Below are 25,280 nucleotides of genomic sequence, written 5' to 3'. Positions count from 1 at the left end.
ACGTCCTTAAAGATCATTGATGGAATCTGGTACCCACAGCAGAAGATCGGTAACGCCGATATCAATGCCCGCTTGCGTCAGCAGCGTGCTGGCTTGTCCTCGATGGTGCGTCTGGTGGTTAAAAAAGTGCAGCAGCACGCCGCCGAAATGCTTGCGGTATAAGTCGCCCTTGGTGCTGCGGTATTCGAAAATATGCGCCAGGTCGGCATCCGTGACTTGCGGCGCCCATGCGCTGATGATGGCGTCCAGCTGTTCGCGATAGGTGCGCAGCGCGGGCAGGGTGTCGCCGAAGATGTGTGTCAGGCCGCCGGGCTGCGGCAGCGATTGTGTATCGCGTAGCGCCGCAAAGTTGGCCGGGTGCGTGCCGAATCGTTTGAGCCAGATGGTGTCGCCAGCCAGCAGGTGGTTCATGGTGCCGAGCAGTGAGCCGAAGAAGGCTTTGCGGTCGGCTATCAGTTCCGCATGCGGTAGCCGTGCCGCCGCATCGTACAGCTGTTGGTTCATGTCGGCGTTGTAGCGTGCCAGCAGGGCGAAGTACGCGGGAGTGCTCATGTGGATGGTAGGGCGTCCGGATTGGATTGCAGGAAGATCTGGTTATTCAACTTGGCCAGCACTTGCGCGCGCGCTTCATCGCTCAGCGCTGGCAGGCCTTCGCGCTCCGGTTCCAGCGTGGACAGCAGGTCGCGCGTCATGCTCTTGCCAGATGGCGTGGTGTGGTCGTCTTTCAGCTTGCCCAGCGTGTAGGTCAGCACGCGGGTGGACTGGTTGGCCTGCATCTCCAGCGTGGCTTTAGCCAGCGCGCCCTTGTCGTAGGCGATGTTGGTGCTGCTGCTGGCCGAGTCGTCGATGGTGATGTATTTGTAGTTTTGCGAGTTGCGCGACAGGTCCAGCGCCAGCCGCGCATCCGCCTTCACCGGTGCATGGTATTGCGCCTTCAGGTGCGACTGCTGCTGTTGCGAGATGCCGCGGTCCAGCTGCGACGTGCCGCTGATGCTGGTCTTCTGCGACAGCTCATAGGCAAAGCTGTCCTTCTCCATCAGGCGTGCCGGATTGGACGCCACCTCGGTTTGCGCAAACGAGGCCTTGAAGTCGGCCAGTCCGGTGGTCATGGCGCGATCCTGATCGGTCAGCACAATGCTGCGCGGAGCGATGGCCGGCGTGCCGTAGTTGCTGTTCATGCCGGTGAAAGCGTCCTTGAACATGGAGATCATGGCACCGTCGCCTTGCCCGCGCGCGCCGGCCTGGTCGACCTGTTGCAGATACTTGCCCAGTGCCTTGGCCTGCTGCTCCTTGCTGCCCCAGCTGGCGGGCTGGCTCAGGTCCACGGCGATGTTGGCGCTGCCCGCAGGACCGCTGAAACTGAGCGTGCGCTGCGCCGCATCGGCGTGGAATTCAATCCGCTGCGTGTCCTTGGAATTGATCTTGACCTGGCCTTTCAAATCCACCGATGACAGCGCGCTGTGATCGAACTGCGTCAGGCCGGCCACGTCGATGCGCGGCGGATCTTCAGTCAGGCCGTCGATCGACTTCTGGAACGCTTCGGCCAACTTGCCCAGCGCCTTGCGTTCGCTCTCATTCAATTTACCGTTGCTGTGCGCTTCGATGGCGATGCTGTTGTCGCCCGTATCGAGCTTCAATTCGACCTTGACGCCGCTGCGGGTGGTGACGGTCAGCGCGATCTGGTTGTCGCCCATGCCGTGCTGCGACACCTGCGAGGGCGAAACCAGCATGTCGTAGGTGTCGGCTTGCACGCTGCTCTGCGCCTGCTGCACCGATTGCGAAAAATCTTCGCCGTCGTAGGACACTTGTTTCAACAACTCGCCGCCCAAACCTTTGAGGCGGCCGGACGCCGATTGATTGTTGAAGTTCTGCGCCATCATGGTGGCCGCAGTGCTGCGCGTGCGGTTTTCCCATAGCAGCGCCTTAGGCTGCGTGTCATTGGCCGCAGCGCCCAAAGAAACGACAGTGGAAGCACCGCCATCGTTGGTGCCGGCGGCGGCAGAGGTGGACGTGTATGCACCGGCCGTCGCCGGAGTGGCAACGGCCGGTGTGGTCCGATTCAGGGGGGTGATCGTCGTCATAGGCCCATTATAGGCCGGTTTTAACGGTGTAGCCTCACCGGCGGCAGCACCCGCGAGCGCAGCCAGCCGGCCAGCGTGTGCGTCAGCATCGGCACCGTGCCATGCAGTTGCAGCAGGTGCTTCTGGTACATCAGCCGATACAGTATGCTGGCCATTGGCCCGCCGACGCGATAGCTCCTGCCGCTCATTGGCCCGGTCAGCGAACCAACCGCCGCCTGCTGGCCCAGCGAGACCAGCGAACCGTAGTCCTGGTAGCGGAAGTCCGGACGCGGCGTGTCATCCTTGCGCGCCAGCAGATCGGCCAGGAACATGGCTTGCTGGTGCGCGACTTGTGCACGCGGCGGCGTTGGTCCCTTGTGCGGGCAAACGTAGTTAGCGCAGTCGCCCAGCGCATAGATACGGCTGTCGTTGGAAGAACGCAGGCTAGCGTCGACCATGATCTTCTTCAGGTGATTCACGCTCAGGCCCAGTGTGGCGCACAGCGGCGGCGCTTCCACGCCGGCGGCCCACAAGGTCAGGTCAGCCGGGTAGCGCGTGCCTTCCGCATCGGTCACCGCGTCGGCGCTGACGCTGGCCACACTGGTGGAGGTCATCACGTCGATGCCCATGGCGCGCAGGTGGCGCGCGGCGCGTTGCGCTTGCAGCGGATCGAGCTGCGGCAGAAGGTGCTGTCCGCGTTCGATGATGGCGATGCGGATGTCTTGCTCCGGATCGAGATCGTGCACGCGGTAGGCCGCCAAGGCGCGCGCCGTGTTGCTCAACTCCGCAGCCAGTTCAACCCCGGTGGCGCCACCGCCGACGATCACCACGTTGACCGGTTTTTTCTGTTCGCCGGCTGCGATGCAAGCGTCGAAGAAGCGGCGGCGGAAGTTCTCCGCATCGGCCACGCTGTCCAGCGTCAGCGCGTGTTCCTGCGCGCCCGGCACACCGAAGAAATTGGTGACGGAGCCCAGCGCCAGTACCAGCTTGTCGTAAGCGATAACGCGGCAGGCGCCATCGCCGCCGCCGCGTGGCGACAGGGTGATGGTCTGGTGCGCGCGGTCGAGGCACAGCATATCGCCTTGCACGAATTCAAAGTCATGATCCAGCGCCTGTGCACTGAACGGCAATTCGCTCACTTGCGGATCGCACTTGCCAGATGCCACGGTGTGCAGCAGCGGCTTCCAGAAGTGGCCCGGCCAGCGGTCCACCAGCAGCACGCGCGAGCGTTTGCTCTTGCCGAGCGTATCTCCAAGACGGGTGGCGAGTTCGAGCCCGCCCGCACCGCCGCCGACGATGACGATGGTTTCCATGATGCGCCTCCAGTTCAGGTGAAAAAACTATGCCGCTCGGCCCAGGCCCGGTTTCGGGCGTTGCTGGTCCGGTGTGTAAGGGCTGGCCTGCAATTCGTGCAGGGCGTCGAAGGTGATGAACTGGCGTGGGCGCACCACGTCCGTGCCATAGGGCGCGACGGAGACGGTCCACAGTCCCGCATCGGCGGCAGCGCGCAATGCTGGAACGGCAGTGTCGATGGCGATGGCGTCATGCGGCGCTGCGCCGATGGCGTGCAGCGCGTGCGCATAGGGACCTGCGCCGACGCTGTCGAAATTCACGCCGCCGGCGACAACGCTGAACAGGCTATTTACATCGGCGCCGAACTGGCGCTCCAGCAGTGCGGAGGCGGAGGGCGCCGGCAGGTCGGTAAGGATGCAGACTTTGCTGCCGGCCGCTGTGGCGTCTTCGATCAGCGCCAGCGCGGCGGCTTGCGCCTGCGGTGGACGGGCGAGAATCGCGAGGTGGAACTGGCGCTGCTTTTCTTCCAGCAGCTCGGCCACGCGCTGCTTGTCGCGCGACAGCGGCGGCATGGCGACGGCGGAAGCGATGGCGCGGGCGATACCGTGGGTGGCGGCGGCTGCGCGCAGCGCCGGCAAGGTCCAGCGTACCGACAGGCCGGCGTTGGCAAACGCCGCATTGCAGGCCGCCAGGTGCAGCGCTTCGGTATCAAACAGAACGCCGTCCAGTCCCAGGAAGATCACGTCGATGCTCATCACAATTCTCGCTTAACGATGTCAGATGATTATCAATATAGAGGTAGAATCTACAAAAGAAAAATTAAAGATTTTCGATAAATGATAAGGAATGCTTATGTATCATGCGAGTTTTCGCCAGCTACAGTCGTTGATCCTGGTGGCGCGCCACGGCAGCGTGTCGCGCGCGGCGGACGCCATGCACCTCACGCAGCCGGCGGTGTCGTTGCAAATCCGCACACTGGAAGACATCGCCAGCATGGCGCTCACGCGCAAGGTGGGGCGCAATATCCAATTGACGGCGGCGGGCGAGGTGATGGCCGAATTCTCCGAACGCATCTTGCGGCTGTGGGAGCAGGCGGCCGATGAACTGGCGGCGCTGCAGGGTGTCACCTCCGGTACGCTGCGCATCGGCGCGGTGACCACGGCGGAGCACTTGCTGCCGCCAATGCTGGTGCCGTTCACGCTGGAGCGGCCGGACGTGCGGCTCAAACTACAAGTGGGTAACCGCACGGAGATTATCAACATGCTGGCGCGGCACGAGATTGAGCTGGCCATCATGGGCACGCCGCCGCGCGAGCTGCGTACCAACGCCGCCAAGTTCGCGCGCCATCCGATGGCGTTTGTCGCCAGTCCTTCGCATCCGCTGATGAAGAAGAAAAAAGTCACGCTCAACGATGTGATGGCGGCCAACCTGCTGGTGCGCGAGCGCGGTTCGGGCACGCGCACGGCGGTGGAGAAGCTGCTGCGCGCGGAGGGGCATGCGGCGGAATTCGGCTCCGAGGTATCGAGCAACGAGGCGATCAAGCGCATGGTGGCGGCTGGACTGGGTGTCGGCTTCCTGTCAGTGCACGCCTGCGGGCTGGAATTCGAGGCTGGCCTGCTGGCGACGCTGCCCATCAATCTGGTGGAGGCGGACTGGCACATCATGCACCTGAGCGACCAGCCGATCCCGAAGGTGGCGGCGGCGTTCCAGGATTTTGTGATCGAAAACGGCCAGGACCTGGTGGCGCGCGAGCTGGAAGGATTCTACCGGCAGCTGGGAAAAAGGAAGTCGTACCGGTAAAACCACCAGTACAGTGGTGGAAACTGTTTGCACAAGTGTACTGGTACACGCCAGTACACTCGGCCGTACAATGCAAGTACACACTCCACACACGGATACACCATGTCGCTCGAATTGCTGCTGCCACTGTGCACCTTTGCCGCCGTCAGTTCCATCACGCCAGGCCCGAACAACACCATGATCCTGGCCTCCGGCCTGAATTACGGCTTTGTGCGCTCGCTGCCGCATTTGTTCGGCATTACCTGCGGCTTCACCTTCATGATTTTTGCGACCGGCATGGGCTTGCACGTGGTGTTCGAGCAGGTGCCGATGCTGCAGACTATCCTCAAATATGGCGGCGCGCTGTACCTGCTTTGGCTGGCGTGGAAGCTGGCGCACGCAGCGCCGATGAACGGCGAGCAGGCCGCGCTGTCCAAGCCGATGACCTTCTTCGGTGCGGCGGCTTTCCAGTGGATTAACCCGAAAGCGTGGGTGATGGCCCTGAGCGCGCTGACCACCTATCTGCCGCAGGGATTTACGGTGATTGATGCGGCCATGCTGGCCGGGATCTTCGGCTTGATCGGCGTGTTCTGCGTCGGCGCCTGGGCCATGTTCGGCGTGGCGATGCGCCGCGTGCTGCAGGATGCGCGCTCGGTGCGCATCTTCAACCTTGTTATGGCACTGCTGCTGGTGGCCACGCTGTATCCGATGCTGGCCTGATACCATAGCGTCTTTACCGGATTGGAAGGAATGCCTATGTATCGCCTGATCGCGCTGAGCGCCGCCTTGCTGGCTGGCGCAGTGAATGCCGCCACGCTGCCATCCGACTTGATGCTGCCGGAGCCGGCGCGTGCTGCGCGCGGTTACGTGGAGAGCTGGGTGTTCAGCATCGAGATTGAATCGGATAAGCTGAATGGCATGGATGCGTGCCGCAAGATCCTGAGCGATCGCGGTTTCGCGCCGGCCTTGTCGAAGACTGCCAGCTCCAACGTGCCTGCGCTGCACTTCAAGGTCTCCGGCCGCAAGGAGTACACGCAGGCCAGCAGCGAAGCCGATGACACGCTGGCCGCCGTGCAGCAGGCCAAGTGCCCGGGCACGGTGAGCTGGAACGTCAGCGCGAAAGAAGCGCGCCGCTAATCAGTGGCGTGCGTGCGGTAGCCGCAGCGCGTGCAGGTGCTTGCGGATGGGGTCAAGGCCGGCGGGCCGGGTGGCCTGCTGCGCTTGCAGGTAGCCGCGCGCGAATTGAATGACACCGGCCGAATCAGGATGCTGTAGCAGCAGCTCTTGCAGCAACCTGTCCGCCACCACCAGATCGTTATGCTTGCCCAGTTCTTCCTGCGTTGCGGCCAGCGTTTTCAAATATTTGTGCGTACCTTTTTCGCGATACAGCGAGTGGAAGAACTCCAGCGCGTAGCGGGCCCGCTTGGCAGCGATGCGCGTGCGGTGTGCGCTGGACGGATCGTCTTCATGCATGCGGTTGGCGCGCTTGACCAGTGACTTGTGCAGATGCTGGAGATGCTGGCGCGAGAACTGGGCGGCCGCTCCGTTCAGCAGCGGTGCGGTTTGCAGCATCCACGATCCTAGTGTGAGCATCAACCGCGTGTAGCGCGGCGACAGCAAGGCTTGCGCCGCCTCGCGCCGTTTGGCGTGGGCGGCTTGGAGAGCGAGTGCTTGCAGTTCCATGTGCGCCGAGTCCACGCGCGCCAATGTGGACGACAGCAGCACGTCCCAGTCGCGCGCCGCGCCCAGTTCAGCACCCAGCCAGTTGATGTCTTCCTGCAGCGCGGGCGGGCAGGGCGCTATCGGTGCGAACAGTTTGAGGGCGGAGCGCAGGCGGCGTACGCCGATGCGCATCTGGTGCAGCGTTTCGGGATCGTGGCCCTCCACCACGGCCACTTCGTTGCGCTGGATGTGTTCGAGGCAGTTGCCCAGCACTGCGGGCAGCGCGTCACTCATGTTGGCGTCGAGCTCAAGCTCCAGCGCTTGCGCGCGATACGGCGCGTGGCCGGTTGCTCGCACCATCATGTAGCCGCGCTGCGCCTTGTTGATATTGCTGATACGGAGCGGGATATCTTCCAGCAGCTGCAAGGCGAACGCGTATAGTCCTGCTGGGTCACCGTCCTTCAGTTCCAGTTCGATTTCATTGACCGCCACCTTGTGGCCTTTGCGCTCGATATGGCCGATGTCCAGCGCGACTTCGATGCGGTTGCCGTCGCTTTCCACATTCCACAGCTGGCGTTCCACGTCGACTAAAAAAAGCGGCTCCAGCCGGTCCTTCAAATCCGGCGCGTCCAGCATGGACAGCCACTGTTCGTCATCGCCAACCAGCTTGCGCAGCTTGCCGAGACGCGGCCAGGATCGGTCGACCACGCACTCCCACTCGTTACGGCTATGCAGGCCGCTTTGCACGCTGCCGCCGGCCTTCATAGTCTGTATCCACTCGCCATCCTCCTTGCGCACGCGCAGGCCCGCGCCGTGACGCAGCAGGTGCAGGTCCGGCGTATCGAAGTAACGGGCGTTGAGCTGCTGCACGCGCGCCGGCGCATCCAGCAGCGGGTGTTGCAGCAGCTTGCTGTTGTCCTCGGGCGCAAGCAAGAGTTTGAGTTCGACTTCCATCAGCTCAGTGTAGGGAAAAGCCAGCTGGCGCGGCGCACGCCATCAGGCGCCGCGTGGCAAGGTTTGCAACAGTTGTGCCCATGCGGGAATGGCGGCGCGCCAGAAAGCATCGATGCTGTCGGCCTGCACATCGAGGCCGAGGAAACGGGCGGCCGGCAGGATGGCGCTGCGCAGCAGCTGTTGTGGATCGCTGCCGTCGTCGAAGGCGATGGCGCCGGTTTGCTTGGACATCTTGTCGCCGGCTTCGTTGAGCACCACCGGCACGTGCAGGTAGCTTGGCTGCGGCAAGCCCAGTATCTGTTGCAGGTAGAGCTGGCGCGGCGTGGAATCAAGCAGGTCGACGCCGCGCACGATGTCGGTGATGCCTTGGGCGCCGTCGTCCACCACCACGGCCAGCTGGTAGGCCCAGTAGCCATCGGCGCGGCGGATGATGAAGTCGCCCACTTCGGCGGTCAGGTCCTGGCTGTAGTGGCCGGTCCAGCGGTCATCGAAGGCCGGCACGCAATGCGGCGATTGCGGTACTTTCACGCGCAGCGCGCGGCCCACTTTGCCCGGCGCCAGGCCGTTACGGCAGGTGCCGGGATAGATCAGCGCCTGATTGTGATGCGTCACCTGGTTGAGCTGCGAATCGGCGATCTCACGGCGCGAGCAGCCGCAGGCGTAGACCAGATCGCCGAGCTGTTCGAGCGCATGCTGGTACAGCGGGTAGCGTTTGGTTTGCCACGTGACCTCGCCATCCCAATGCATGCCGCAGCGCTGCAGTGAGGCGAGGATGTGATCGTCTGCACCGTGCACATTGCGCGCACCGTCCACGTCCTCGACGCGCACCAGCCACTGGCCGTGGTGGGCTTTGGCGTCGAGATAGCTGGCGATGGCGGCCACCAGCGAGCCGAGATGCAGGGGGCCGGTAGGCGAGGGCGCGAAGCGGCCGATGTAGGAGTTGCGAGCAGTCATGCCGATATTTTCGCATACAATGTGCGCGCGGAAATCCCGCCTTGCTTACCTTAGCCCACAGGACATCATGAAAAAAATGACACCCTCCTTCGTTGCCTCCGCGCTGGCCATCAGCCTGGCGCTGGCATTCCCGGCCCATGCAGACGCGGGCAAGACCGCTGCGGTGCAGGAAGCGCCGCTGCGCGCTCACCTTTCTTTCCTCGCCAGCGATCTGCTGGAAGGCCGCGGCACCGGCCAGCGCGGCGGCGACCTGACCGTGGCGTACCTGGAAGCGCAGGCGATGGCGTTGGGCCTGAAGCCGGGCAATGGCAACAGCTTCCGCCAGTCGGTGCAGATCGCGGGCGTGAAGACGCAGCCTGCCGAGAGCACGCTGAAACTGGAAGCGGGCGGCAAAGCGCTGGATATCGCCTTCGGCAAGGACTGGGTGTTTGCGCCGGGTGATGCGACGGCGGCGCATAGCTTCAATGCAGACTTGGTGTTCGTCGGTTACGGCATCACTGCGCCGGATGAGCAGTGGAACGATTTCAAGGGCATGGATTTGAAAGGTAAAGTGCTGGTCATGATGGTCAACGATCCGCAGCCAACTACCGAGCAGCCGAACCGCTTTAACGGCAAAGGCCTGACCTACTATGGCCGCTGGACCTACAAGTTTGAAGAAGCCAAGCGCCAGGGGGCGGCCGGCGTGCTGTTGATTCACACCACGCCGACGGCATCGTACGGCTGGAGCGTGATCCAGAACAGCTGGTCTGGCGTAGAGCGTTTCCAACTGGCGGCGGGTACGCTGGGCACGCAGCTGCAGGGATGGATCACCGACGACACCGCACGCGCGCTGTTCACGGCGGCCGGCCAGGACCTCGACGCGCTGCGCGCAGCGGCCGAGAAGAAGGACTTCAAGCCAGTGCCGCTGGCTGCCAAGCTGAATGGCGAGATGAAGGCCGAAGTACGCAAAGTCGAGCAATTCAACGTCGCTGCTGTGGTGCCGGGCACCGATCCGAAATTGAAGGATGAAGTGGTGATCTACAGCGCGCACTGGGACCATCTCGGCAAGCAGGGCGACACCGGCGATACTATCTTCAACGGCGCAGTCGACAACGCCTCCGGCTCGGCGGCCTTGCTGGCGATGGCCGAGCAAGCGCGCCATGCGCCGGCCAAGCGCAGTCAGATGTTCCTGTGGGTAGCAGCAGAAGAGCAGGGCTTGCTGGGCAGCGCGGCCTATGCCGCGTCGCCGCTGTGGCCGCTGGCGACATCGGCACCCAAGGCAGCGAGCGTACCGAGCTGGGCAAGCTGGCCGAGACGACGGCCAAATCGATGGGCATGCGAATTGCTGACGCCAAGCCGGACCTGGCAGGCGGCTACTTCCGCAGCGACCACTTCAACTTCGCCAAGAATGGCGTGCCGGCGTTCTCGATCGAGTCTGGCCGTGACTACGTGAAAGATCCTGAAGGAGCCAAGGCCAAGGCGCAAGCCTACGGCAAGCGCTACCACCAGGCCAGTGACGAATACGATCCGAGCTGGGACCTGTCGGGCATGGTGCAGACGGCGCAATACACGCTCAACCTGGGCCGCCTGATCGCCAACGGCGCCAAGCTGCCCGAATGGAAAGCCGGCGACGCCTTCGCCGTCCCCCGTAACAAATAGCAATTCAGGGTCAGCTCTGTCATTTGGACAAGCGCGCATGGAATTTGAGAAATATCAATACGCGTATTATTTGTCCGAATGACAGAGCTGACCCCGAATGTTGTGGCCGTCAGTGGAAGCCGACGGTGATGGAGGTGCCGGTCAGGTCGATGCCTTTGATGGAGATGCTGCCGAAGCTGCTGCCTTCGGTGCCTTTTACGCGGATGTTGTTGAAGGCGATTTCACCAATCGAGGACGGCAGGCTCAACGTCAGTGAGCCGTCTTTGTTGATGGTGGCGGCCGCCTTGGTCGGGTCGTAGACCACGTTTTTCATCGTCGTGTCGGCTTCGAGGAAGCCCAGCACCGGGTTCAGCACCTTGCTCATGTCGCCGATCACTTCCAGCCCGTTGCTCTTGGCGTGTTTGACGGCGCTGACCAGGTCGTCACTGAGGCCTTGCGCTGCGGTGTCGCCCAGTTCTTCGTCGCTCAGCGCGCGGTTGCTGACCGGGGCGCTGGCGGTCAGGGCCGCTGCCGGCAAGGCCGAGGCCGCATAGGTTTCCAGCGGCGCCAGCAGGGAGGTGGCGATCGCCGCCGCCATCCGCAAACGGCGCTGCTTGCGCAGGGCGTTTTCAATGTGCTCCTGGGTGATCAGGTTGAGGTCGGCAAAAATGTCACCCAGCCGCTGACCGGTCTTGCGTTGCAGTTCAATTGCGCTGGCCAGCTGTTCTTCGGTAATCAGCTTCTGCTTGACCAGCAGCTGACCCAGCATCGATTTATTTTGATTCCTCGATAACCATCCCATCATGCTCTCCTGTTATGCGGTTTTACGTGGCTTGACTGGCGCTTGCAGCACGTCCGGCCCCGGTCCCGGCTGGTGCGCCAGGTGCTGGATGTCGGACGGCGCCATGCCGAACCAGCGCTTGCACGCGCGGTAGAACGCGCTCGGCTCCGAAAAGCCCAGCTGGAAACTCAACATTTTTAATGATAGCTCACCGGCGCTGAGCGACTGCCGCGCCAGCTCGCGCCGGGTGTCGTCGACCAGGTTGGTGAAGCTGGTGCCTTCCTCGGCTAGGCGGCGCTGCAAGGTGCGCTCGCTCATCATCATTTGCGCCGCCACGTCGTCGCGGTGCGGCGGCCCTTTCGGTAGCAGGCTGGCCAGCAAGGCTTGTACCTTGCCGCTGAAGGTTGGCGGCTGCGCCGTCGCCAGCGTCGCCAGCACGTGCTCGCCGCCGCCGTTCATCAGCGGCGGATTGGCCGGCAGCGCCGCGACCAGGTCGGTGTCGGAAAACTCCATCACATTGTGCGGCATGCCAAAGCGCACCGGACAACCGAAAGTCTCTTCAAACACCTGGGCGTTGGCTGGCGCCGGGAAGGTGTATTCCACCACCACCGGGGCGATGTCGTCGCGGCCGGCCGCACAGCGCAGGGAACGCAGCAGCACGCACCAGACAAAGTCGTAGCGCTGCTGCGGCACTTCGCGCTGGGCGCCAGGCAGCAGCAGGCCGACGCGGGTGTGGCCGTGGCAGCGCTCGATCGAGCTTTGCACGGTCGGCGACACCAGCATGATGTGGCCCATCACGCCCAGCCAGCCGAGCCGGTGCGGGGTCGAGATTTTCAGGCCGATCAGCGGATCGCCCGATTGCTGCACCAGCAGTTCCCACAGGTGGCTTAGTTTGTCCGACAGCGTGAGCGCGTCGCAGGCGATGCCGTCGCCTTCGTCCAGGCCGGCCTGCGCGAACAGCGATTCTGCCTGCACGCCGGATTGCGCCAGGCGCGATTTCACGCCGCGCACCAGATGCAGGGCGGAAGAGTACGTCATGGCGTGACCGCAGCGCGCAAACGCAGGCCGATTTTTTCTTTCAGGCCTTGCAGTTTAGGATCGATCACCGGACGGGTGTCGGTCGCCACGCCTTCGCCCAGCTTCTTCTGCATTTCCGGCAGCATGGCTTCGAATTTTTTCTTGACCGGCGATTCCAGGATGGCGATCAGCTGCTTCAGTTCTTCTTCGGTGTAGCGCTCGGCCAGCAGCGGGGCGATAGTGGTCGGGATCAGCTTGTCGGCGCTGGCACGGGTGATCGGCGTGGCTTCGGCCATGAAGGCCTTGGCTTCGCCGACGATGTCGTTCATGGCGGCGTCACGCTTTTCCGGCGCGGCGCGGCCTTGCAGCATGGCGCGCGCCTGTTGCACCGCATCGGCCACCGGCACTTGCAGCATGGACTGGCCGATGCTGTCGATGTTCCACAGTTTGAGAACCTGGTCGACCAGCGCTTGCTTGGCCGGCGAGACCGGCGCGGCGGCGTGGGCGCCCAGGCAGGCTGCGCTTAAGGCCAGCAGCATCAGACCGTGTTTTGCTTTTTTCATTGTGTGCTCCTCCAGGTAAATCCAGATAAATCAGAAACGCTTGTTCAATTCAAAACCGAAGTAGCGGACGTGGATATCGCCGCGTACATCTTGGCCTGCATACGGGTTGTAGATGATGTTGAGGAAGGTGTTGCAGTTCATATTGCAGCTGGTGTTGGCTGGCGTGTAGTACTTGCCGGTCAGGTAGGATCCGGTGACGTTGATGTCGGTGTTCTTGTCGAGCTTGAAGCCGATGCCGGCGCTGCGCAGCTTGGTGTCGGGCAGCGGCGCCAGCAAGTCGATCTTGTCGGCCGGGATCGAGGTCTTGCGCGGCTCATAGCCGAGCCGTATGGTCAGGCGTTCGATCGGCTGCAGCTGCAAGCCGTAGGCAAAGTTGATCACGCTCTTGTAGCCGCGCGGGATCACCAGCTTGCCGGAATCGGGTATGCCGTACAGGCGCGCTACTTCCAGCAGCTTGACGCTCTGGTCGAACTGGAAGCGCAGCGCGTCCCAGTCGCTCCAGCGCGCGTAGCTGGCGTCGACGTTGAGCTGGATGTATTTGACCGGCTTGAGTTTCACGCCCACCTGCAAGTGCGCAGGGAAGGGGATGGTGGCGCTCATATTGCCCTTCTGCACCGCCGGGATCGAGCTGGGGAAGCCCAGCACTGCGCCGGCGATCGGTCCCAGCAAGCTGGCGTTCATGCCGCGCACGAAGTTACGCAGCATCGGCTCGGTGGTGAACACGTAGTTGCCGGTGTAGTGGGTCTTGGAGCCACCCTGGTACACCGCGCCCAGCGCAAACATGGGCGACGGTTCCCACAGCACGCCGAAGTTGATGGTCGGGTCGAACGGCGCCGTCAGTTCCAGCCGCATATTGGCGGCCTTCTTGAACGGGCTGACCATGCCATCCTTGCCGCCGCCGCACACGCCAAAGCCGAACACGTCGATGATGTTGCCGCCTTCTTCCGGGCACCAGCCTTTTTGCAGCTGGCCGAACACGCCCAGCAGCTCATTCGGGAAGCGCATATTGGTGTCGACCACAAAGGCGGCGTGGGCAATCGGCACCGACACGCCAAAGCGCAGCGTGTCCGAATATTTGTAGCCGACCGACGGCGCCGCATACACCAGGCGCTGGATCTGCTCTTGCCGTCCCTGGTACTGGCCGGGGTCGTTGGGATCGGTGGTGCGGTCCAGGCTCATGGCCTGCGCCATATAGCTGTCGGTGGCAAAGGTCCACGGCGAGCCGGGCGTGTTCCACGACATGCCGATGCCGGGCACGGCCACGGCCGGCAGGCGCCAGCCCGGCATGCCGTAGCCGGGCACGTACATGATTTGCCGCACCGGCCCGGTGGAGGTGTTGGATAGCGGGTCGTCGCGCCAGCCGCCGACGTCAAAGCCTTCGCCTGGCTTGAAGCTGGCGCTGGTGCGGATCGAGGCCACGAAGTTGTGGATGCTTTCGCTATCGCCTTCCAGCCGCGCCAGGCCGGCCGGGTTGAAGTGGATCGAGGCGATGCCCGGCGGGTCGGCCGTTACCGCATTCCCCATCGCCATCGCAACCACGCTGGTGGTGAGGTTTTCGGTCAGCGCAGCGTAGGCAGGCCAGCACGCGCTGAGCGTGCCGGCCACAGCGCTGGCGATAAGGAGGCGGCGCATCATCAGAAGCTCAACGGCACATTCATGCCCACGATCAGGTTAGGCGAGTCCGGCGTCAGGCCGATGCCGACCGAGAAGTTGACCGTGGTCTTGGGCGAGATGCGGTAGCCCAGGCCCATGTTCAGGATGCCCGAGGTTTGCATATGGGTCTTGGCCTCCAGGCCGCCGGCAAAGCGCAGCCTGGAGCCGGCCGAGATCGCTTCCTGGAAGGAGATGGTGGTCGAAATGCCGTACGACAGCGCGTAAGCAAAGCCAAGGCCGAAGCCCACGCTCGGACCCGGTGCAACGCGGGTCAGGATGCGCGAGCCGTTGATTTGCCACAGGTTCTTGGCCGGCAGGCTGGCGGTGAAGTTCACCGAACCGAACAGCGCGACCGGGTCGACGATTTTGTTGACGTTCAGGCCGAGCGTGGCGGCAGCCACGCCGCTGCCGGTCGCTTCGCCGCTGCCGGCGATGATCTTGAACGGACTGCGGCCGGACGGCAGGCGCACATTGCTGGTGACGGTCAGGCCGGGCTGGTCGCGCTTGGCCTCGAACGGCTGCCAGCGCGCGCCGACGCCGATGTCACCCAGCGAGTTGGACATGCCGCTGCGGGCGGCGGTGTCGGCGTAGCGCGAGATCAATGGCAGGGTGACGTTGGCGGTCAGGTTGTCGCGCACGCCGTAGTCGGCCGAGAAGGTGTTGGTCACCGTGTGCGAGTTGTTGTTCTCGATGTTGAACAGGGTGGCGCTGCCGTTGGCGATGTCGGTGACGATGCGGTCTTCGCCCACGTAGCTGTAGCTGACGTCATAGGTCACCGCCAGCTGGTTGCGGCGGATCAGGGTGTACTGCTTGTCCACTGCCGTCAGGGTCTGCTTGAGCAGGGCGCTCTGGTCGCCTTCGCCATCCTTCTTGGCCAGCGCGTCGCGTGCGGCGTCGGCGGTGGCGGGCGTGCTGGTGTTGGCGGTTTGTTGCGCCAGCACGGGCGTGGCGCTCAGCGCAATGAGTGCGGCAATGGGGATGGTGCGTAACATCATGTCTGCTTCCTTGTGAGAGTAGTGCGCTGTGGGGATTAGTTGTGGCGGATCCAGGTGCCGGCCGCGCCCGAGTTCACGGCGCGCATCAATAGCTGGGCGGAATTGCTGAGCGGGTCCTGGCGGCCCCTGCCGGTCACGCGGTCCATGTCGACCACGCCCAGCTCCAGATCGGTCAGCACCAGCTGGCGCACCGGCTTCTGGTCCTTGGCCGGCGCGATGATGAACAGGGTGTTCTTGTCCCACCAGCGGGCAAATTCCTCGACTGAAAACACGATGTTGCCGGCCGATGGGTCGGCAATGTAGACCACGCCGTCGCGGATGCCGCGCAATACCACGAAGTGCTTGGAGCCGGCGTAGTCGATCGGCACGATGGCCGGCTCGTCCAGCTCCTGCAAGTCCTTGATCTCGGCCTTGAAGCCGGCGCCGGCCATGCCCAGCGAGCCGACGTAGCGTTTCATGTCCAGCAGCGAAAAGCCGCGCCGTTCGATGATTTTGTCCTTTTCGCCCTTTTCCAGCATGCCTTCCATGGCCTGCTGTTCGTTGACCATCACGCCGAGGTGGTAGTTGAGGATGGTGACCAGCGCCGCCGAGCCGCAGCTGTAGTCAAACGCCTGGCGCACGATGTGTTTGTACTTGAGCTCGGAAAATGGCTCGATCTTCACCGATTGCACATAGGCGCCGCCGCCGGTCAGGGTTTGCGGGATCTCGTACTGGTCCTTGGGACGGTCTTGTGGTTCGTGGCGGGAGACATAGCCCGCGCCGCCGATCATGGCGGCCAATACACCCAGCAGCAGTGCCAGCATAAGCTAGCCCTCGCGTACGCGCGTGAGCGAGCGCTCGCTCGGATGCGCGCGTAAAAAAATAGTGGTGTAGGTCTGGCGCGAAGCTGTAGCGTGAGCTCCGCCCAGAGGCGTCTGGCGCCCCATTGCTGATGTCATCCTGTCTCCATATTCTCGATTCGAACGGTCGTGCTTTATTTAAGCGACAACTCGTCTTTTCTTTTTTGTAATTCATTAACGCATGGATTTCCGAGCCACCGCACCTGATTTTTTAGAAATGTACTTCTAGGTTTTGCGCTGGAACCTATGCTAAGGCAGGCGACAAAAGTACAACACCTGTCTCACTCTGGATGGCTCTCAGGGCCAAGTTGTTGGCTTTCGCGGTCAGCGCAACAAGCTGGACCCGTGGCGGGGCCGACTCATATGATTAATTTAATTAATATCCAAATATTAAGATTTTCACGCACCGGGTGCGGCGCCCCGGAGCTCTTACCCGGAGCTGGCAGGGCGGCCGAGCGGGCGTGAGCCCAAGATAAAAATTCCTACTCATAACCGGAGATACCAAATGCAAATCGTTAAAACCGCAGTCGCTGCAGCCCTGGCAACCCTGGCCTTCTCGGCATCGGCCATGACCCCGATCCAGGACGCAGAGCTGAGCACCGTCAGCGGCCAGGACGGCGTGTCGATCGCTGCCAACCTGAACATCAAGATTGATTCCTTCGTCTACACCGACACCGACGCGGTCGATGCCACGACCGGCCTGGGTGGTGGTTCGGTATCGTTCAACGGCATCAAAGTGAACGGCCTGATCGCAGCGAACATCGACATCCTGTCGAAAGCTTCGTTCCTGACCGCTGCTGGCGCTGCCGGCGTGACCGATGCGGGCACCTTTTACAGCAAAACCACCGGCGGTGACGTTGTCCAGATCGCTATCCCAGCGAGCGTGGTAGCCGATGGCCACTACCTGAACGTGTCGGTCGACTCGATCAAAATGGGCAACAACGCTGCTTCGTTCGGCTCCGTGGCCATGAACCAGATCGACATGCGCGGCACCACCGTCTGGATCTTCGCGCACTAATTGCGTGCGGCTCCTCAGGCCTGTAGCTTGGCCTGATGAGTCATGGACGGTACAAGCTGCGGGATCATAAACTGGTCTCGCAGTATCAAAAAAACACACACCGATATAAAACCATTAACGGAGACGATCACATGCAATTCATCAAAACCGCAGTCGCTGCAGCCCTGGCAACCCTGGCCTTCTCGGCATCGGCCATGACCCCAATCCAAGACGCAGAACTGAGCACCGTCAGCGGCCAGGACGGCGTGTCGATCGCTGCTAACCTGAACATCAAAATCAATTCCTTCACCTACACCGACACCGACGCACTGGATGCTTCGGGCTTCGGCGGTGGTTCGGTATCGTTCAACGGCATCAAAGTGAACGGCCTGATCGCAGCGAACATCGACATCCTGTCGAAAGCTTCGTTCCTGGCCGCTGCTGGCGCTGCTGGCGTGACCAACCCAGGCACCTTCTACAACCCAGCGACCGGCGGCGACGTGGTGCAAATCGCGATCCCAGCCAGTGTGGTAGCTGACGGCCACTACCTGAACGTGTCGGTTGACTCGATCAAAATGGGCAACAGCGCTGCTTCCTTCGGTTCGGTTGCTATGAACCAGATCGACATGCGCGGCACCACCGTGTGGATCTTCGCTCACTAATCAGCTGAGCGGCGGCAGTTGTGTGGGCAACTGCCGCTCCCATCCTATGATCACCAAATCACTGCGCCGGCTGGCGCTGGGCGCGACCCTGTTGTGCGGCATGCACGCGGCGTCGGCACAGATGAAGCCCATGAGCGAGGACGAGCTGTCAGCCGTCAACGGGCAAGGCCTGGTCACCATGACCAACACCAGCCTGAACGGATTTGATTTCAGCAAAGTCGCACTCGATGCAGACATCACCCTGAGCGCCAACCTCCGCAATATGCGGCTGGGCGAGTACACCTACGCCACCCGCAACGGCAGTGGCGCCGACCTTGATATCCCGCTGTTGCAATTTGGCCGCAGCGATGGCACCGACGCCCAGCGCGTGGTGCAGATCAGTAATCCCTATTTCGAATTCGTGTATAAAAATGCGGCCGACGGCGCTTCGCGTGAAGCGATCGGCATGCGCTTTGGTTTTGAGTCCATCAGCGGCGACGTTGGTTTGCAAATCACCACCTTGTCAGGCTCGATGAAAGTGACCGGCACTGCGGCCGACGGCAGCACCATCGTGCTCGACTCGCGCACCGATCCCGGCGGCGGCAAGCGCTGGGACGGCGCCTGCACTGCGCCGTGCCTGACCTTGTCGCAACTGGGCGGCGTGACGGCAGGCGACGCCAGCGGCGGCAGCCGCGACTTCTGGATCTCGATGCTGAAGACGGCGGTGCAATTCCCGACCGCCTCCGGCCAGCCGGCAGCCGACACGGCGCAAGCAGGCATTTGGCTGAACTGGCGCGACAAGCTGCAAGCGCTGGCCACCAACGGCGTGACGCCGCCGAACTTGCCGAAGGGCCGCTGATGCAGCGCGCGCTGGCAGTGGGGCTGATGCTGTGCGCGTTCTACTGCGCGCCGGCCGCGTGGGCGATGGAAGCCCTGAGCGACAGCGCCTTGTCGGCCGTGCGCGGACGCGACGGCGTCAGCTTCGACCTGAACGGCTTTGCCATGAGCGGCGATGCCCGTGTCAGCTACACCACGCCGGTTGGCTCCAGCTTGTATGTGGAAAAATTCCACGCCTCGCGCAGCGACAATCCGCTGCCGTTTTCCGATCCCTACCGGCTCGACATTCTGCCCAGCGCACCGGGCCTGGCGGACTACATCAACATCGCTTTTCCCGCCAATACCAACGGCGACCAGCGCTGGCAGCTGGCCTACGACTGGGGCGTGGGCGCCAACGGCGTGGTACGCGAGCAGGGTAGTGTGGTGGTCAAGGACATGGTGTTCTATGGCGGCGGTTTGCAGTTCACCACGCCGCAAGTCAATGAAGGCATCGCCTTCGGCGCGGCGCTGAAGATGGATATCGCCCAGCTGTCGTTCCAGCCACGCGGGCGCGACGATGCGACCGAGGCGATGGTGCTGAGCGGCGTGCACATCGGCGGTGTCGACGGCAAGCCGTGGGTGATTGCCAACGTGGCATCGCAGCCGGGTGTAATCAATGCGTTGACCGACGAGACCGGACCGCGCCTGCACATCGGCATCGATTGGCCGGATGCGCGTTATGGCAATGGCCAGGCCTCCGCCGGCAGCATCGTGGTCGACAATATTTCGTTCGTGAGCCCGGGACAGCCGACGGTAGATCTGGGCTCATCGCGAATTGGATCGGTGCAGATCCAGTACCTTGATATCAAGTTCAAGCAATGATGAAACGCGCCTTGCTCCCGTTGATGCTGCTGGTTGGCGCGGCGCAGGCCATGGCCGGCGAGCTGAAGCCGTTGGATGACAAGGAACTGTCGCAAGTCAGCGGCGGCGACGGCATCAGCTTTGCCGCGCACGTGGTGCTGAACGATCCGACGCTAGTGGGCGCGGTGGCCGATAGCCGCCTGTCGCTGGGCTTCGCTGGCGATGGGCAGAACCGCTACATCGTATTCAAGAACGTGCGCGGCACGGTGGACATGTTTGCCGTCAACCTCGGCGTGCAGACCCGCACCGATGGCGGCGGCGACTACATCGCCATCGGGCTGCCGGGTTATGTGCACTACACCAACCTCGGCTTTGAATCGCTGAGCGTGCAGACCGATCCCACCGCGCCGGTGACCAACAGCCTCGGCAGCCTGAACATCAACGGCACCGTCTCCTTACAAGGCCAGGTCCGCTTCTGGGGCCACTAACCCGGGGTCAGTTCTGCCAATCGCACACGGGCTCATGTACCAATGGCAGAACTGACCCCGGATTTTTCCGTCGCGAACACGCATAGCGCGATGACGGGGAAGGCGAGGCCGGTCCACAGCACGCCGGTCCAGCCGTGCGCGGCAAACATCCAGCCGCCCAGCGATGAACCTATCGCGCCACCCATGAAGAACAACGCCATGTACAGGCCATTCAAGCGGCTGCGCACGTCCGCCGGCAACGCAAAGATGGCGCGCTGGCCGGTCACCAGGTTGGCCGACACGCCCATGTCGAGGATGATCGAGGCCAGCACCAGCACGCCCAGGTCCACCAGCCGGCTGCTGTGAATCAGCAGCGGCAGCGCAAACGCCAGCACTCCCAGCGACAGCGCTACCGCGGTGGTCGAACGACTCTTGCCCTGGTCGGCGCGATGGCCGGCAATCGGCGACACCAGCGCGCCGGTCACGCCGACCAGCGCAAAGATGGCCACGCCGCTTTGGCTGATGCCGAAGTGGGGACCGGTCAGTTCCAGCGACACGCAAGTCCAGAACACGCTGAAGGCGCCGAACATGCAGGCCTGGTACGCAGCGCGGCGGCGCAGGATCGGCGTGGTCTTCAACAAATGCCACATCGACGCCAGCAGTTCGAAGTAATGCATGCCGCCTTCCGGCCGGCGCTGCGGCAGCTTGGCGCGCAGCAGGAAGGCCAGCGCCGCCGTGGTGATCGCCGACAGCACGAAGATGGCGTGCCAGCCGAACGCATCGGCCACCACGCTCGATACCGGCCGTGCCAGCATGATGCCCATCAGCAGCCCGCTCATCACCTTGCCGACGGTCTTGCCGCGCGTTTCAGGCTTCGACAGGTGGGCCGCAAACGGCACCACAATCTGCGCCGCCACCGAACCGAGGCCGATGCACAGCGCGGCAAACAGGAACAGGTTGGCGTTGCTGGTCACCGAGGCCGCCAGCAAAGCCAGCGCGGTGGTCAGCAGGGAAATGAAAATCAGGCGGCGGTTTTCCAGCAAATCACCGAGCGGCACAATGAATAGCAGGCCGATGACGTAGCCGATTTGCGTCAGCGTGACGATCAGGCCGGCCGCGCCGGGATCGATGCCGGTGGCTTTGCTGATCGGACCGATCAGCGTTTGCGCGTAGTACAGGTTGGCGACGATCAGGCCGGTCGCAATCGCAAACAGCCAGACCATGCCGGGCGAAATATCGTGCTTGTGACCCATCTGTTACAGCCCCGCTTCCGCGCGTGCCAGCGATTGCCGTACTTCCGCTGTGATTTCGTAGGAACGCAGGCGCTGCGCATGTTCGTAGATTTGCGAGGTGATCATCAGCTCATCGGCGCCGGTGCGGGCGATGAAGTCTTGCATCTGTTGGGCCACGGTGTCGTGCGCGCCGATGGCGGTGCAGGACAGGACCGAGTCCAGCATCGCGCGCTCAGGCAGGCCCAGCGATTCGAGGTAGCCGGCTTTCGGCGGCGGCAACTGCGATGGCCGGCCGGTGCGCAGGTTGACGAAGGCTTGCTGCATGGAGGTGGCGCGGAAGTGCGCTTCTTCATTGGTGTCGGCGGCAAACACGTTAAAGCCGAGCATGACGTAGGGCTTGCTCAATTGCGCCGATGGCTGGAAGTTGGCGCGGTACAGCGACAGCGCCTGCATCATCATCTGCGGCGCAAAGTGCGAGGCGAACGCGAACGGCAGGCCGAGGTGGGCGGCCAGTTGGGCGCCGAAAGTGCTGGAGCCCAAAATCCACATCGGCACCTTGGCGCCTTTGCCCGGCACCGCCAGCACGCGGCCGCGCGGATGGTCGGACATATAATCTTGCAGTTCCAGTACGTCTTGCGGGAAGGCGTCGGCATCGGATTCGAGATTGCGGCGCAGCGCGCGCGCGGTGGTTTGGTCCGAACCCGGCGCGCGGCCGAGGCCGAGGTCGATACGGCCCGGGAACAGCGCTTCCAGCGTGCCGAACTGCTCGGCGATCACCAGCGGCGAGTGGTTCGGCAGCATGATGCCGCCGGCGCCCACACGGATGGTGCTGGTGCCGCCGGCCACGTGCGCCATCACCACGGCGGTGGCAGCGCTGGCGATGCCGGGCATGCCGTGGTGCTCGGCCAGCCAGTAGCGCTGGTAGCCCCAGCGCTCGCCGTGCTGGGCCAGATCCAGCGTGTTGCGGAACGAGGCCGATGGGTTGCTGCCCTCGGCAATCGGGGACAGGTCAAGTATGGAAAATGGAATCATGGTGCTATCTAATCTGAAGTGATCTAACAAGCCCATTGAAAGGGTATGGGTATAATCTTTCTAAATGGACCGACAAGCATACACAGATTGGATCAAGCGTGCAGGAGTCGCGCTGATTTGCATTACGACCACACTGGCCGTCGCTGCCGCGCCGCCGCTGGTGGTGCTGGTCGATACCGGCACCGAGATGCCGATGGCCGGCTTTCAAGATGGCCGCTTGGTCGAAGGATTTCATAAAGACCTCGGCCTGGCGCTGGCGGACAAGCTGGGCCGCGATGCCAGCTTCCTGCCGCTGCCGCGCAAGCGCATTGCCATGGCGATGGAGTCGGGGCAGGCGGATTTGATCTGCTTGTATCTGCCGCCCTGGCTACCGGGCAAGTTCAACTGGACGCGCGGCTTTTTCCCGGTGTCGGAAGTGGTGGTGACGGATACCTCCGTGCCGCAGCCGCGCTCCCTTCGTGACCTCAGTGGCCAACCGGTGGCTACGGTACTGGGTTATTACTATCCCGAATTGGAAGACGCGCTGGGTAAAGATTTTGTGCGCGATGACGGCCATTCGTCCTCGGGTAATTTGCGCAAAATGGCGGCCGGCCGTTTGCACCACGCAATTACCCAGCAGAGTACGCTTGATTATTATCTCAAGGTTGGTGAGAAACTATCTTTATATTCGCCTTTGGTGGTGAAAAATTATAAAGCCCAATGTGCCGTTTCGCCACAAGGGCAGGTGGCTGTAAGCGAGGTCAATAAAGCAATTGAGCAGCTGATTAAAGACGGAAGTGTGAGCAAAATAATCAGTAATTATCAAAGTCGCCTCAAATAATGTTTTATTTTGCCGACGGTTTTTAAAAATAGGTTCTGCCGCGCTGACGCATGATTTACCATTGGCAACTCCCGCCATTTAAATCCCCTTGCGATGTCACGCGCTATTTTCTTTGCATTATTGCTGGCTTGCTGCCAGTCTGTTTTTGCTGCTGGCCAGTTGTACCGTGTCACGCATGAGGGCAAGACCAGTTATCTCTACGGCACCGTCCACGTCGGGCGCGACGGCGCTTATCCGCTGGACGCGGTAGCCTCGCGTGCGCTGCTGGATTCCAAGGCGCTGGTGATTGAACTCGATATTCGCGAAGACAAGGCTTTCCAGCTGGCGCTGGCTCGCCACGCGCGCTATCCAGAGGGCGACTCGGTGCAGCGCCACCTGACGCCGGCTACGTTGGACAAGCTACAGCAGGCACTGGCGCGCGCCGGCATTCCGCTGGCGTCGGTACAGCATTACAAACCCTGGCTGATTGCCAACCTGCTGGTCGGCTCGGAACTGGATCAGCATGGCTACCAGCGCAGCCAGGCAGCTGAATACGCGTTGCTGGCGGCAGCGCGGCAGCAGGATAAAACGGTGCGCGAACTGGAAAGTGCGGATTACCAGTTGGGCTTGTTCGATAGTCTGGACGAGCGCCAGCAAGAGCAGTATCTGCTCGAAAATCTCACCGATCTGGCCGACGGCGATGCGCTGAAAAAATCACAGGCGCTGATTGAAGCGTGGAGCACCGCTGATGGTGCAGGTATCAACGCGGCGTGGCGCTCCGCCACCAGCGGCGACAGCGTCAGCGCTGGGTTCATGAACCGCGTTCTGCTGGGCAAGCGCAATCCCGAGATGGCTGCGAATATCGAACGCATCATGCAGCAGGACCAGGTGGCCTTTGTCGGCGTCGGCTTGCTGCATCTGGTCGGGGATGACGGCTTGCCGCAGCTGCTCAGGCGGCGCGGCTACCAGGTCGAGCAGTTGTATTAATAGGGCTGGACCGTGCCGTTGCTGTAGCGGATGCGGTCGCCGATCTTGTAGTTGGGCGCGGACTCCAGCGCCACCATCTGGGTGCTGCCGTCGTCCAGCCGTACGGTGACGCGGTAGAGCTTATCGCCCGGCATGCCGCCCGCTGCCGCCGCGCCCATCACGCCGACGCCGATATCCTGCCGCTGCAGCTGGTCGATGGCTTGCACCGTGCCGTAGCCGGTTTGCGTGGCCGCTGTCGCCGGGCCGGCCATGCCGCTGGGCGCGTAGCCGCTATCGTTACTTGCGCTCTTGTTCATCTTGTCAGCACAGGCCGCAAAGGCCAGCGTGCACAGCATCATTACATACAGATTCATCTTTTTCATTTTCGCCTCCCTAAATAGCGTGAGAGAGGCGCGACAGGATATCGTTCCCTTGGCGGCGGTTTAGATTGATATACATCAATTGAAAGATGCTACCCGCACGCAATAATTGTCGAGTATCACTTAAAAGGACACCGATATGTTGACACGCGTGACAGACACCATTATCGAAGAGCTAATTGATGCCACTTGCAAGGATGTTCGCAGCCGGCACTTTTACCTTCACGCACTGCACGGCTTGGTTCGCGTGGCCAAGGCCGAACAACTTCAGGAAATGCGTCAGGATGTAGAACGGGCCACCAGCGGTATCACTCTGCCGGAAGGATGCGATAGCGACTCCACAGAGCCCACATAAACGCCGACGCCAACACCGCCGCATTGCAATCGACCAGCCAGTCCGACACCGCACCGTGGCGGTAGGGGAAGAAGCTTTGCACGAACTCGTCCAACGCGCCCATCAGCGCGATGGTGAGCACGGCCTTGGCTGCGCGCAGTTTGAGGCTGCCGTGGCTGCCGGTGAAAATCAGGAACGCCAGCCCGGCGTAGGCGATCGAGTGCAAGATCAGGCCGGAGGCGACTTCGCCGATGTCATGACGTGCGCCGGGAATTGAGCCCAGCACCAGGATCATCAGGTACAGCACGATGGCGGTCCAGTAGCGCAGGCGGGCGTGGGAAGAGGTGAGCAGGAGGAGTTTAAGCATGGGGCAGACGATACCATGCACGGCAAAAAAACGGGAGTGGCACACCGGGGCTCCCCGGTGCGCCTAGTCTTCAGTCATGCTTATCGGTTGCATGTACTTAAGATGTAGCCAGTATAGGAAACGATTATTACGCCGTCATGACAGCACGCAAAAAAAAAGCCCGCTGACTTGAGCGGGCTTAAAACTATTTTCTTGGAGGAGAATAGTGGAGACAGGTGCAA

At 62.4% G+C, this 25,280-nt stretch carries 26 protein-coding genes and 1 pseudogene; 11 read left to right on the top strand and 16 right to left on the bottom strand.

Annotation, left to right across the window (positions count from 1 at the left end; translation table 11 throughout):
* Nucleotides 1–6: 6 nt before the first annotated feature.
* Genes GTP46_RS19390 through GTP46_RS19375 form a run of 4 tightly spaced genes read right to left on the bottom strand, consistent with a single transcriptional unit; the run spans nucleotide 7 to nucleotide 4,108 of the window.
* The gene (locus tag GTP46_RS19390) at nucleotides 7–552 is read right to left on the bottom strand and encodes a DinB family protein (protein ID WP_161008265.1); all 546 of its coding nucleotides are present in this window, start codon (nucleotides 550–552) and stop codon (nucleotides 7–9) included.
* Nucleotides 549–2,081 (bottom strand): hypothetical protein, encoded by a 1,533-nt coding sequence (locus tag GTP46_RS19385; protein ID WP_161008264.1) that lies wholly within the window; start codon nucleotides 2,079–2,081, stop codon nucleotides 549–551. The genes GTP46_RS19390 and GTP46_RS19385 overlap by 4 nt, the downstream gene beginning before the upstream one ends.
* A gap of 20 nt (nucleotides 2,082–2,101) precedes the next feature.
* Entirely contained in the window at nucleotides 2,102–3,373 is a 1,272-nt protein-coding gene (locus tag GTP46_RS19380; protein WP_161008263.1) for an NAD(P)/FAD-dependent oxidoreductase, read from the bottom strand.
* 27 nt (nucleotides 3,374–3,400) lie between these two features.
* A complete protein-coding gene (locus GTP46_RS19375; RefSeq protein WP_161008262.1) occupies nucleotides 3,401–4,108 on the bottom strand; it encodes an HAD family hydrolase in 708 nt (235 codons plus the stop codon).
* A 97-nt stretch (nucleotides 4,109–4,205) separates the two neighbouring features.
* Here GTP46_RS19375 and GTP46_RS19370 point away from each other — a divergent pair, with 97 nt between their 5' ends.
* The 3 genes from GTP46_RS19370 (at nucleotide 4,206) to GTP46_RS19360 (ending at nucleotide 6,269) form a co-directional block, all read left to right on the top strand.
* Nucleotides 4,206–5,153 (top strand): LysR family transcriptional regulator, encoded by a 948-nt coding sequence (locus tag GTP46_RS19370; RefSeq protein ID WP_161008261.1) that lies wholly within the window; start codon nucleotides 4,206–4,208, stop codon nucleotides 5,151–5,153.
* A 102-nt stretch (nucleotides 5,154–5,255) separates the two neighbouring features.
* Nucleotides 5,256–5,852 carry a LysE family translocator gene (locus GTP46_RS19365; RefSeq protein ID WP_161008260.1) on the top strand — a complete coding sequence of 199 codons (597 nt, stop codon included), beginning with the start codon at nucleotides 5,256–5,258 and terminating at the stop codon, nucleotides 5,850–5,852.
* Nucleotides 5,853–5,888: 36 nt separating this feature from the next.
* Nucleotides 5,889–6,269, top strand: coding sequence for a hypothetical protein (locus GTP46_RS19360; RefSeq protein WP_161008259.1), 381 nt, complete (start codon nucleotides 5,889–5,891; stop codon nucleotides 6,267–6,269).
* Here the strand turns inward: GTP46_RS19360 and GTP46_RS19355 are convergent, their stop codons facing one another.
* Both GTP46_RS19355 and gluQRS read right to left on the bottom strand, forming a co-directional pair.
* On the bottom strand, nucleotides 6,270–7,748 hold the full coding sequence (locus GTP46_RS19355) for a CYTH and CHAD domain-containing protein (protein ID WP_161008258.1): 1,479 nt from the start codon (nucleotides 7,746–7,748) through the stop codon (nucleotides 6,270–6,272). It abuts the gene before it with no gap.
* Between the two features lie 42 nt (nucleotides 7,749–7,790).
* Nucleotides 7,791–8,702, bottom strand: a complete 912-nt coding sequence (gene gluQRS, locus GTP46_RS19350) for a tRNA glutamyl-Q(34) synthetase GluQRS (RefSeq protein ID WP_161008257.1) — start codon at nucleotides 8,700–8,702, stop codon at nucleotides 7,791–7,793.
* 67 nt (nucleotides 8,703–8,769) lie between these two features.
* Here gluQRS and GTP46_RS19345 point away from each other — a divergent pair.
* A pseudogene (locus GTP46_RS19345) lies at nucleotides 8,770–10,340 on the top strand (M28 family peptidase).
* A gap of 109 nt (nucleotides 10,341–10,449) precedes the next feature.
* Here GTP46_RS19345 and GTP46_RS19340 read toward each other — a convergent pair.
* From GTP46_RS19340 to GTP46_RS19315, 6 genes are read right to left on the bottom strand one after another with little or no spacing between them, the layout of a single operon-like run.
* Nucleotides 10,450–11,088, bottom strand: coding sequence for a cyclic di-GMP-binding domain-containing protein, MshE-related (locus GTP46_RS19340; RefSeq protein ID WP_229259021.1), 639 nt, complete (start codon nucleotides 11,086–11,088; stop codon nucleotides 10,450–10,452).
* A gap of 45 nt (nucleotides 11,089–11,133) precedes the next feature.
* Nucleotides 11,134–12,138, bottom strand: coding sequence for an AraC family transcriptional regulator (locus tag GTP46_RS19335; RefSeq protein ID WP_161008256.1), 1,005 nt, complete (start codon nucleotides 12,136–12,138; stop codon nucleotides 11,134–11,136).
* Complete coding sequence (locus GTP46_RS19330) at nucleotides 12,135–12,680, bottom strand: DUF2059 domain-containing protein (protein WP_161008255.1); 546 nt, start codon at nucleotides 12,678–12,680, stop codon at nucleotides 12,135–12,137. Before GTP46_RS19330 ends, GTP46_RS19335 begins: the two co-directional genes overlap by 4 nt.
* Nucleotides 12,681–12,710: 30 nt before the next feature.
* A complete protein-coding gene (locus GTP46_RS19325; protein WP_161008254.1) occupies nucleotides 12,711–14,315 on the bottom strand; it encodes an OmpP1/FadL family transporter in 1,605 nt (534 codons plus the stop codon).
* Entirely contained in the window at nucleotides 14,315–15,328 is a 1,014-nt protein-coding gene (locus tag GTP46_RS19320) for a transporter (protein ID WP_161008253.1), read from the bottom strand. Before GTP46_RS19320 ends, GTP46_RS19325 begins: the two co-directional genes overlap by 1 nt.
* A gap of 35 nt (nucleotides 15,329–15,363) precedes the next feature.
* Entirely contained in the window at nucleotides 15,364–16,131 is a 768-nt protein-coding gene (locus GTP46_RS19315) for a C39 family peptidase (RefSeq protein WP_161008252.1), read from the bottom strand.
* 541 nt (nucleotides 16,132–16,672) lie between these two features.
* Here GTP46_RS19315 and GTP46_RS19310 point away from each other — a divergent pair.
* The 5 genes from GTP46_RS19310 to GTP46_RS19290 all read left to right on the top strand — a co-directional run bounded on the left by GTP46_RS19310 (nucleotide 16,673) and on the right by GTP46_RS19290 (nucleotide 19,970).
* Nucleotides 16,673–17,185: a DUF6160 family protein gene (locus GTP46_RS19310; protein ID WP_161008251.1), complete on the top strand. Its 513-nt coding sequence runs from the start codon at nucleotides 16,673–16,675 to the stop codon at nucleotides 17,183–17,185.
* 131 nt (nucleotides 17,186–17,316) lie between these two features.
* Entirely contained in the window at nucleotides 17,317–17,826 is a 510-nt protein-coding gene (locus tag GTP46_RS19305; protein WP_161008250.1) for a DUF6160 family protein, read from the top strand.
* A gap of 46 nt (nucleotides 17,827–17,872) precedes the next feature.
* The gene (locus GTP46_RS19300; RefSeq protein WP_161008249.1) at nucleotides 17,873–18,664 is read left to right on the top strand and encodes a hypothetical protein; all 792 of its coding nucleotides are present in this window, start codon (nucleotides 17,873–17,875) and stop codon (nucleotides 18,662–18,664) included.
* A complete protein-coding gene (locus tag GTP46_RS19295) occupies nucleotides 18,664–19,503 on the top strand; it encodes a hypothetical protein (RefSeq protein WP_229259020.1) in 840 nt (279 codons plus the stop codon). The genes GTP46_RS19300 and GTP46_RS19295 overlap by 1 nt, the downstream gene beginning before the upstream one ends.
* On the top strand, nucleotides 19,500–19,970 hold the full coding sequence (locus GTP46_RS19290) for a bacteriocin (protein ID WP_229259019.1): 471 nt from the start codon (nucleotides 19,500–19,502) through the stop codon (nucleotides 19,968–19,970). The genes GTP46_RS19295 and GTP46_RS19290 overlap by 4 nt, the downstream gene beginning before the upstream one ends.
* A gap of 32 nt (nucleotides 19,971–20,002) precedes the next feature.
* Here GTP46_RS19290 and GTP46_RS19285 read toward each other — a convergent pair whose 3' ends face one another.
* A complete protein-coding gene (locus GTP46_RS19285; protein WP_161008311.1) occupies nucleotides 20,003–21,172 on the bottom strand; it encodes an MFS transporter in 1,170 nt (389 codons plus the stop codon).
* 33 nt (nucleotides 21,173–21,205) lie between these two features.
* Nucleotides 21,206–22,213, bottom strand: a complete 1,008-nt coding sequence (locus GTP46_RS19280) for an LLM class flavin-dependent oxidoreductase (protein WP_161008248.1) — start codon at nucleotides 22,211–22,213, stop codon at nucleotides 21,206–21,208.
* A 64-nt stretch (nucleotides 22,214–22,277) separates the two neighbouring features.
* Here GTP46_RS19280 and GTP46_RS19275 point away from each other — a divergent pair, with 64 nt between their 5' ends.
* Together GTP46_RS19275 and GTP46_RS19270 are read left to right on the top strand one after the other, a co-directional pair.
* Nucleotides 22,278–23,033, top strand: coding sequence for a substrate-binding periplasmic protein (locus GTP46_RS19275; RefSeq protein WP_161008247.1), 756 nt, complete (start codon nucleotides 22,278–22,280; stop codon nucleotides 23,031–23,033).
* 93 nt (nucleotides 23,034–23,126) lie between these two features.
* Nucleotides 23,127–23,999, top strand: a complete 873-nt coding sequence (locus tag GTP46_RS19270; protein ID WP_161008246.1) for a TraB/GumN family protein — start codon at nucleotides 23,127–23,129, stop codon at nucleotides 23,997–23,999.
* Here the strand turns inward: GTP46_RS19270 and GTP46_RS19265 are convergent.
* The gene (locus tag GTP46_RS19265) at nucleotides 23,996–24,361 is read right to left on the bottom strand and encodes a flagellar basal body L-ring protein FlgH (RefSeq protein ID WP_161008245.1); all 366 of its coding nucleotides are present in this window, start codon (nucleotides 24,359–24,361) and stop codon (nucleotides 23,996–23,998) included. The two genes, GTP46_RS19270 and GTP46_RS19265, sit on opposite strands and share 4 nt — an antisense overlap.
* A 305-nt stretch (nucleotides 24,362–24,666) precedes the next feature.
* Nucleotides 24,667–25,059, bottom strand: a complete 393-nt coding sequence (locus GTP46_RS19260; protein ID WP_161008244.1) for a VanZ family protein — start codon at nucleotides 25,057–25,059, stop codon at nucleotides 24,667–24,669.
* Nucleotides 25,060–25,280 lie beyond the last annotated feature (221 nt).

Origin of the sequence: Duganella flavida (assembly GCF_009857445.1) — a bacterium.
Classification (GTDB): domain Bacteria; phylum Pseudomonadota; class Gammaproteobacteria; order Burkholderiales; family Burkholderiaceae_D; genus Rugamonas; species Rugamonas flavida.
This window is presented reverse-complemented; position numbering and strand designations above follow the sequence as displayed.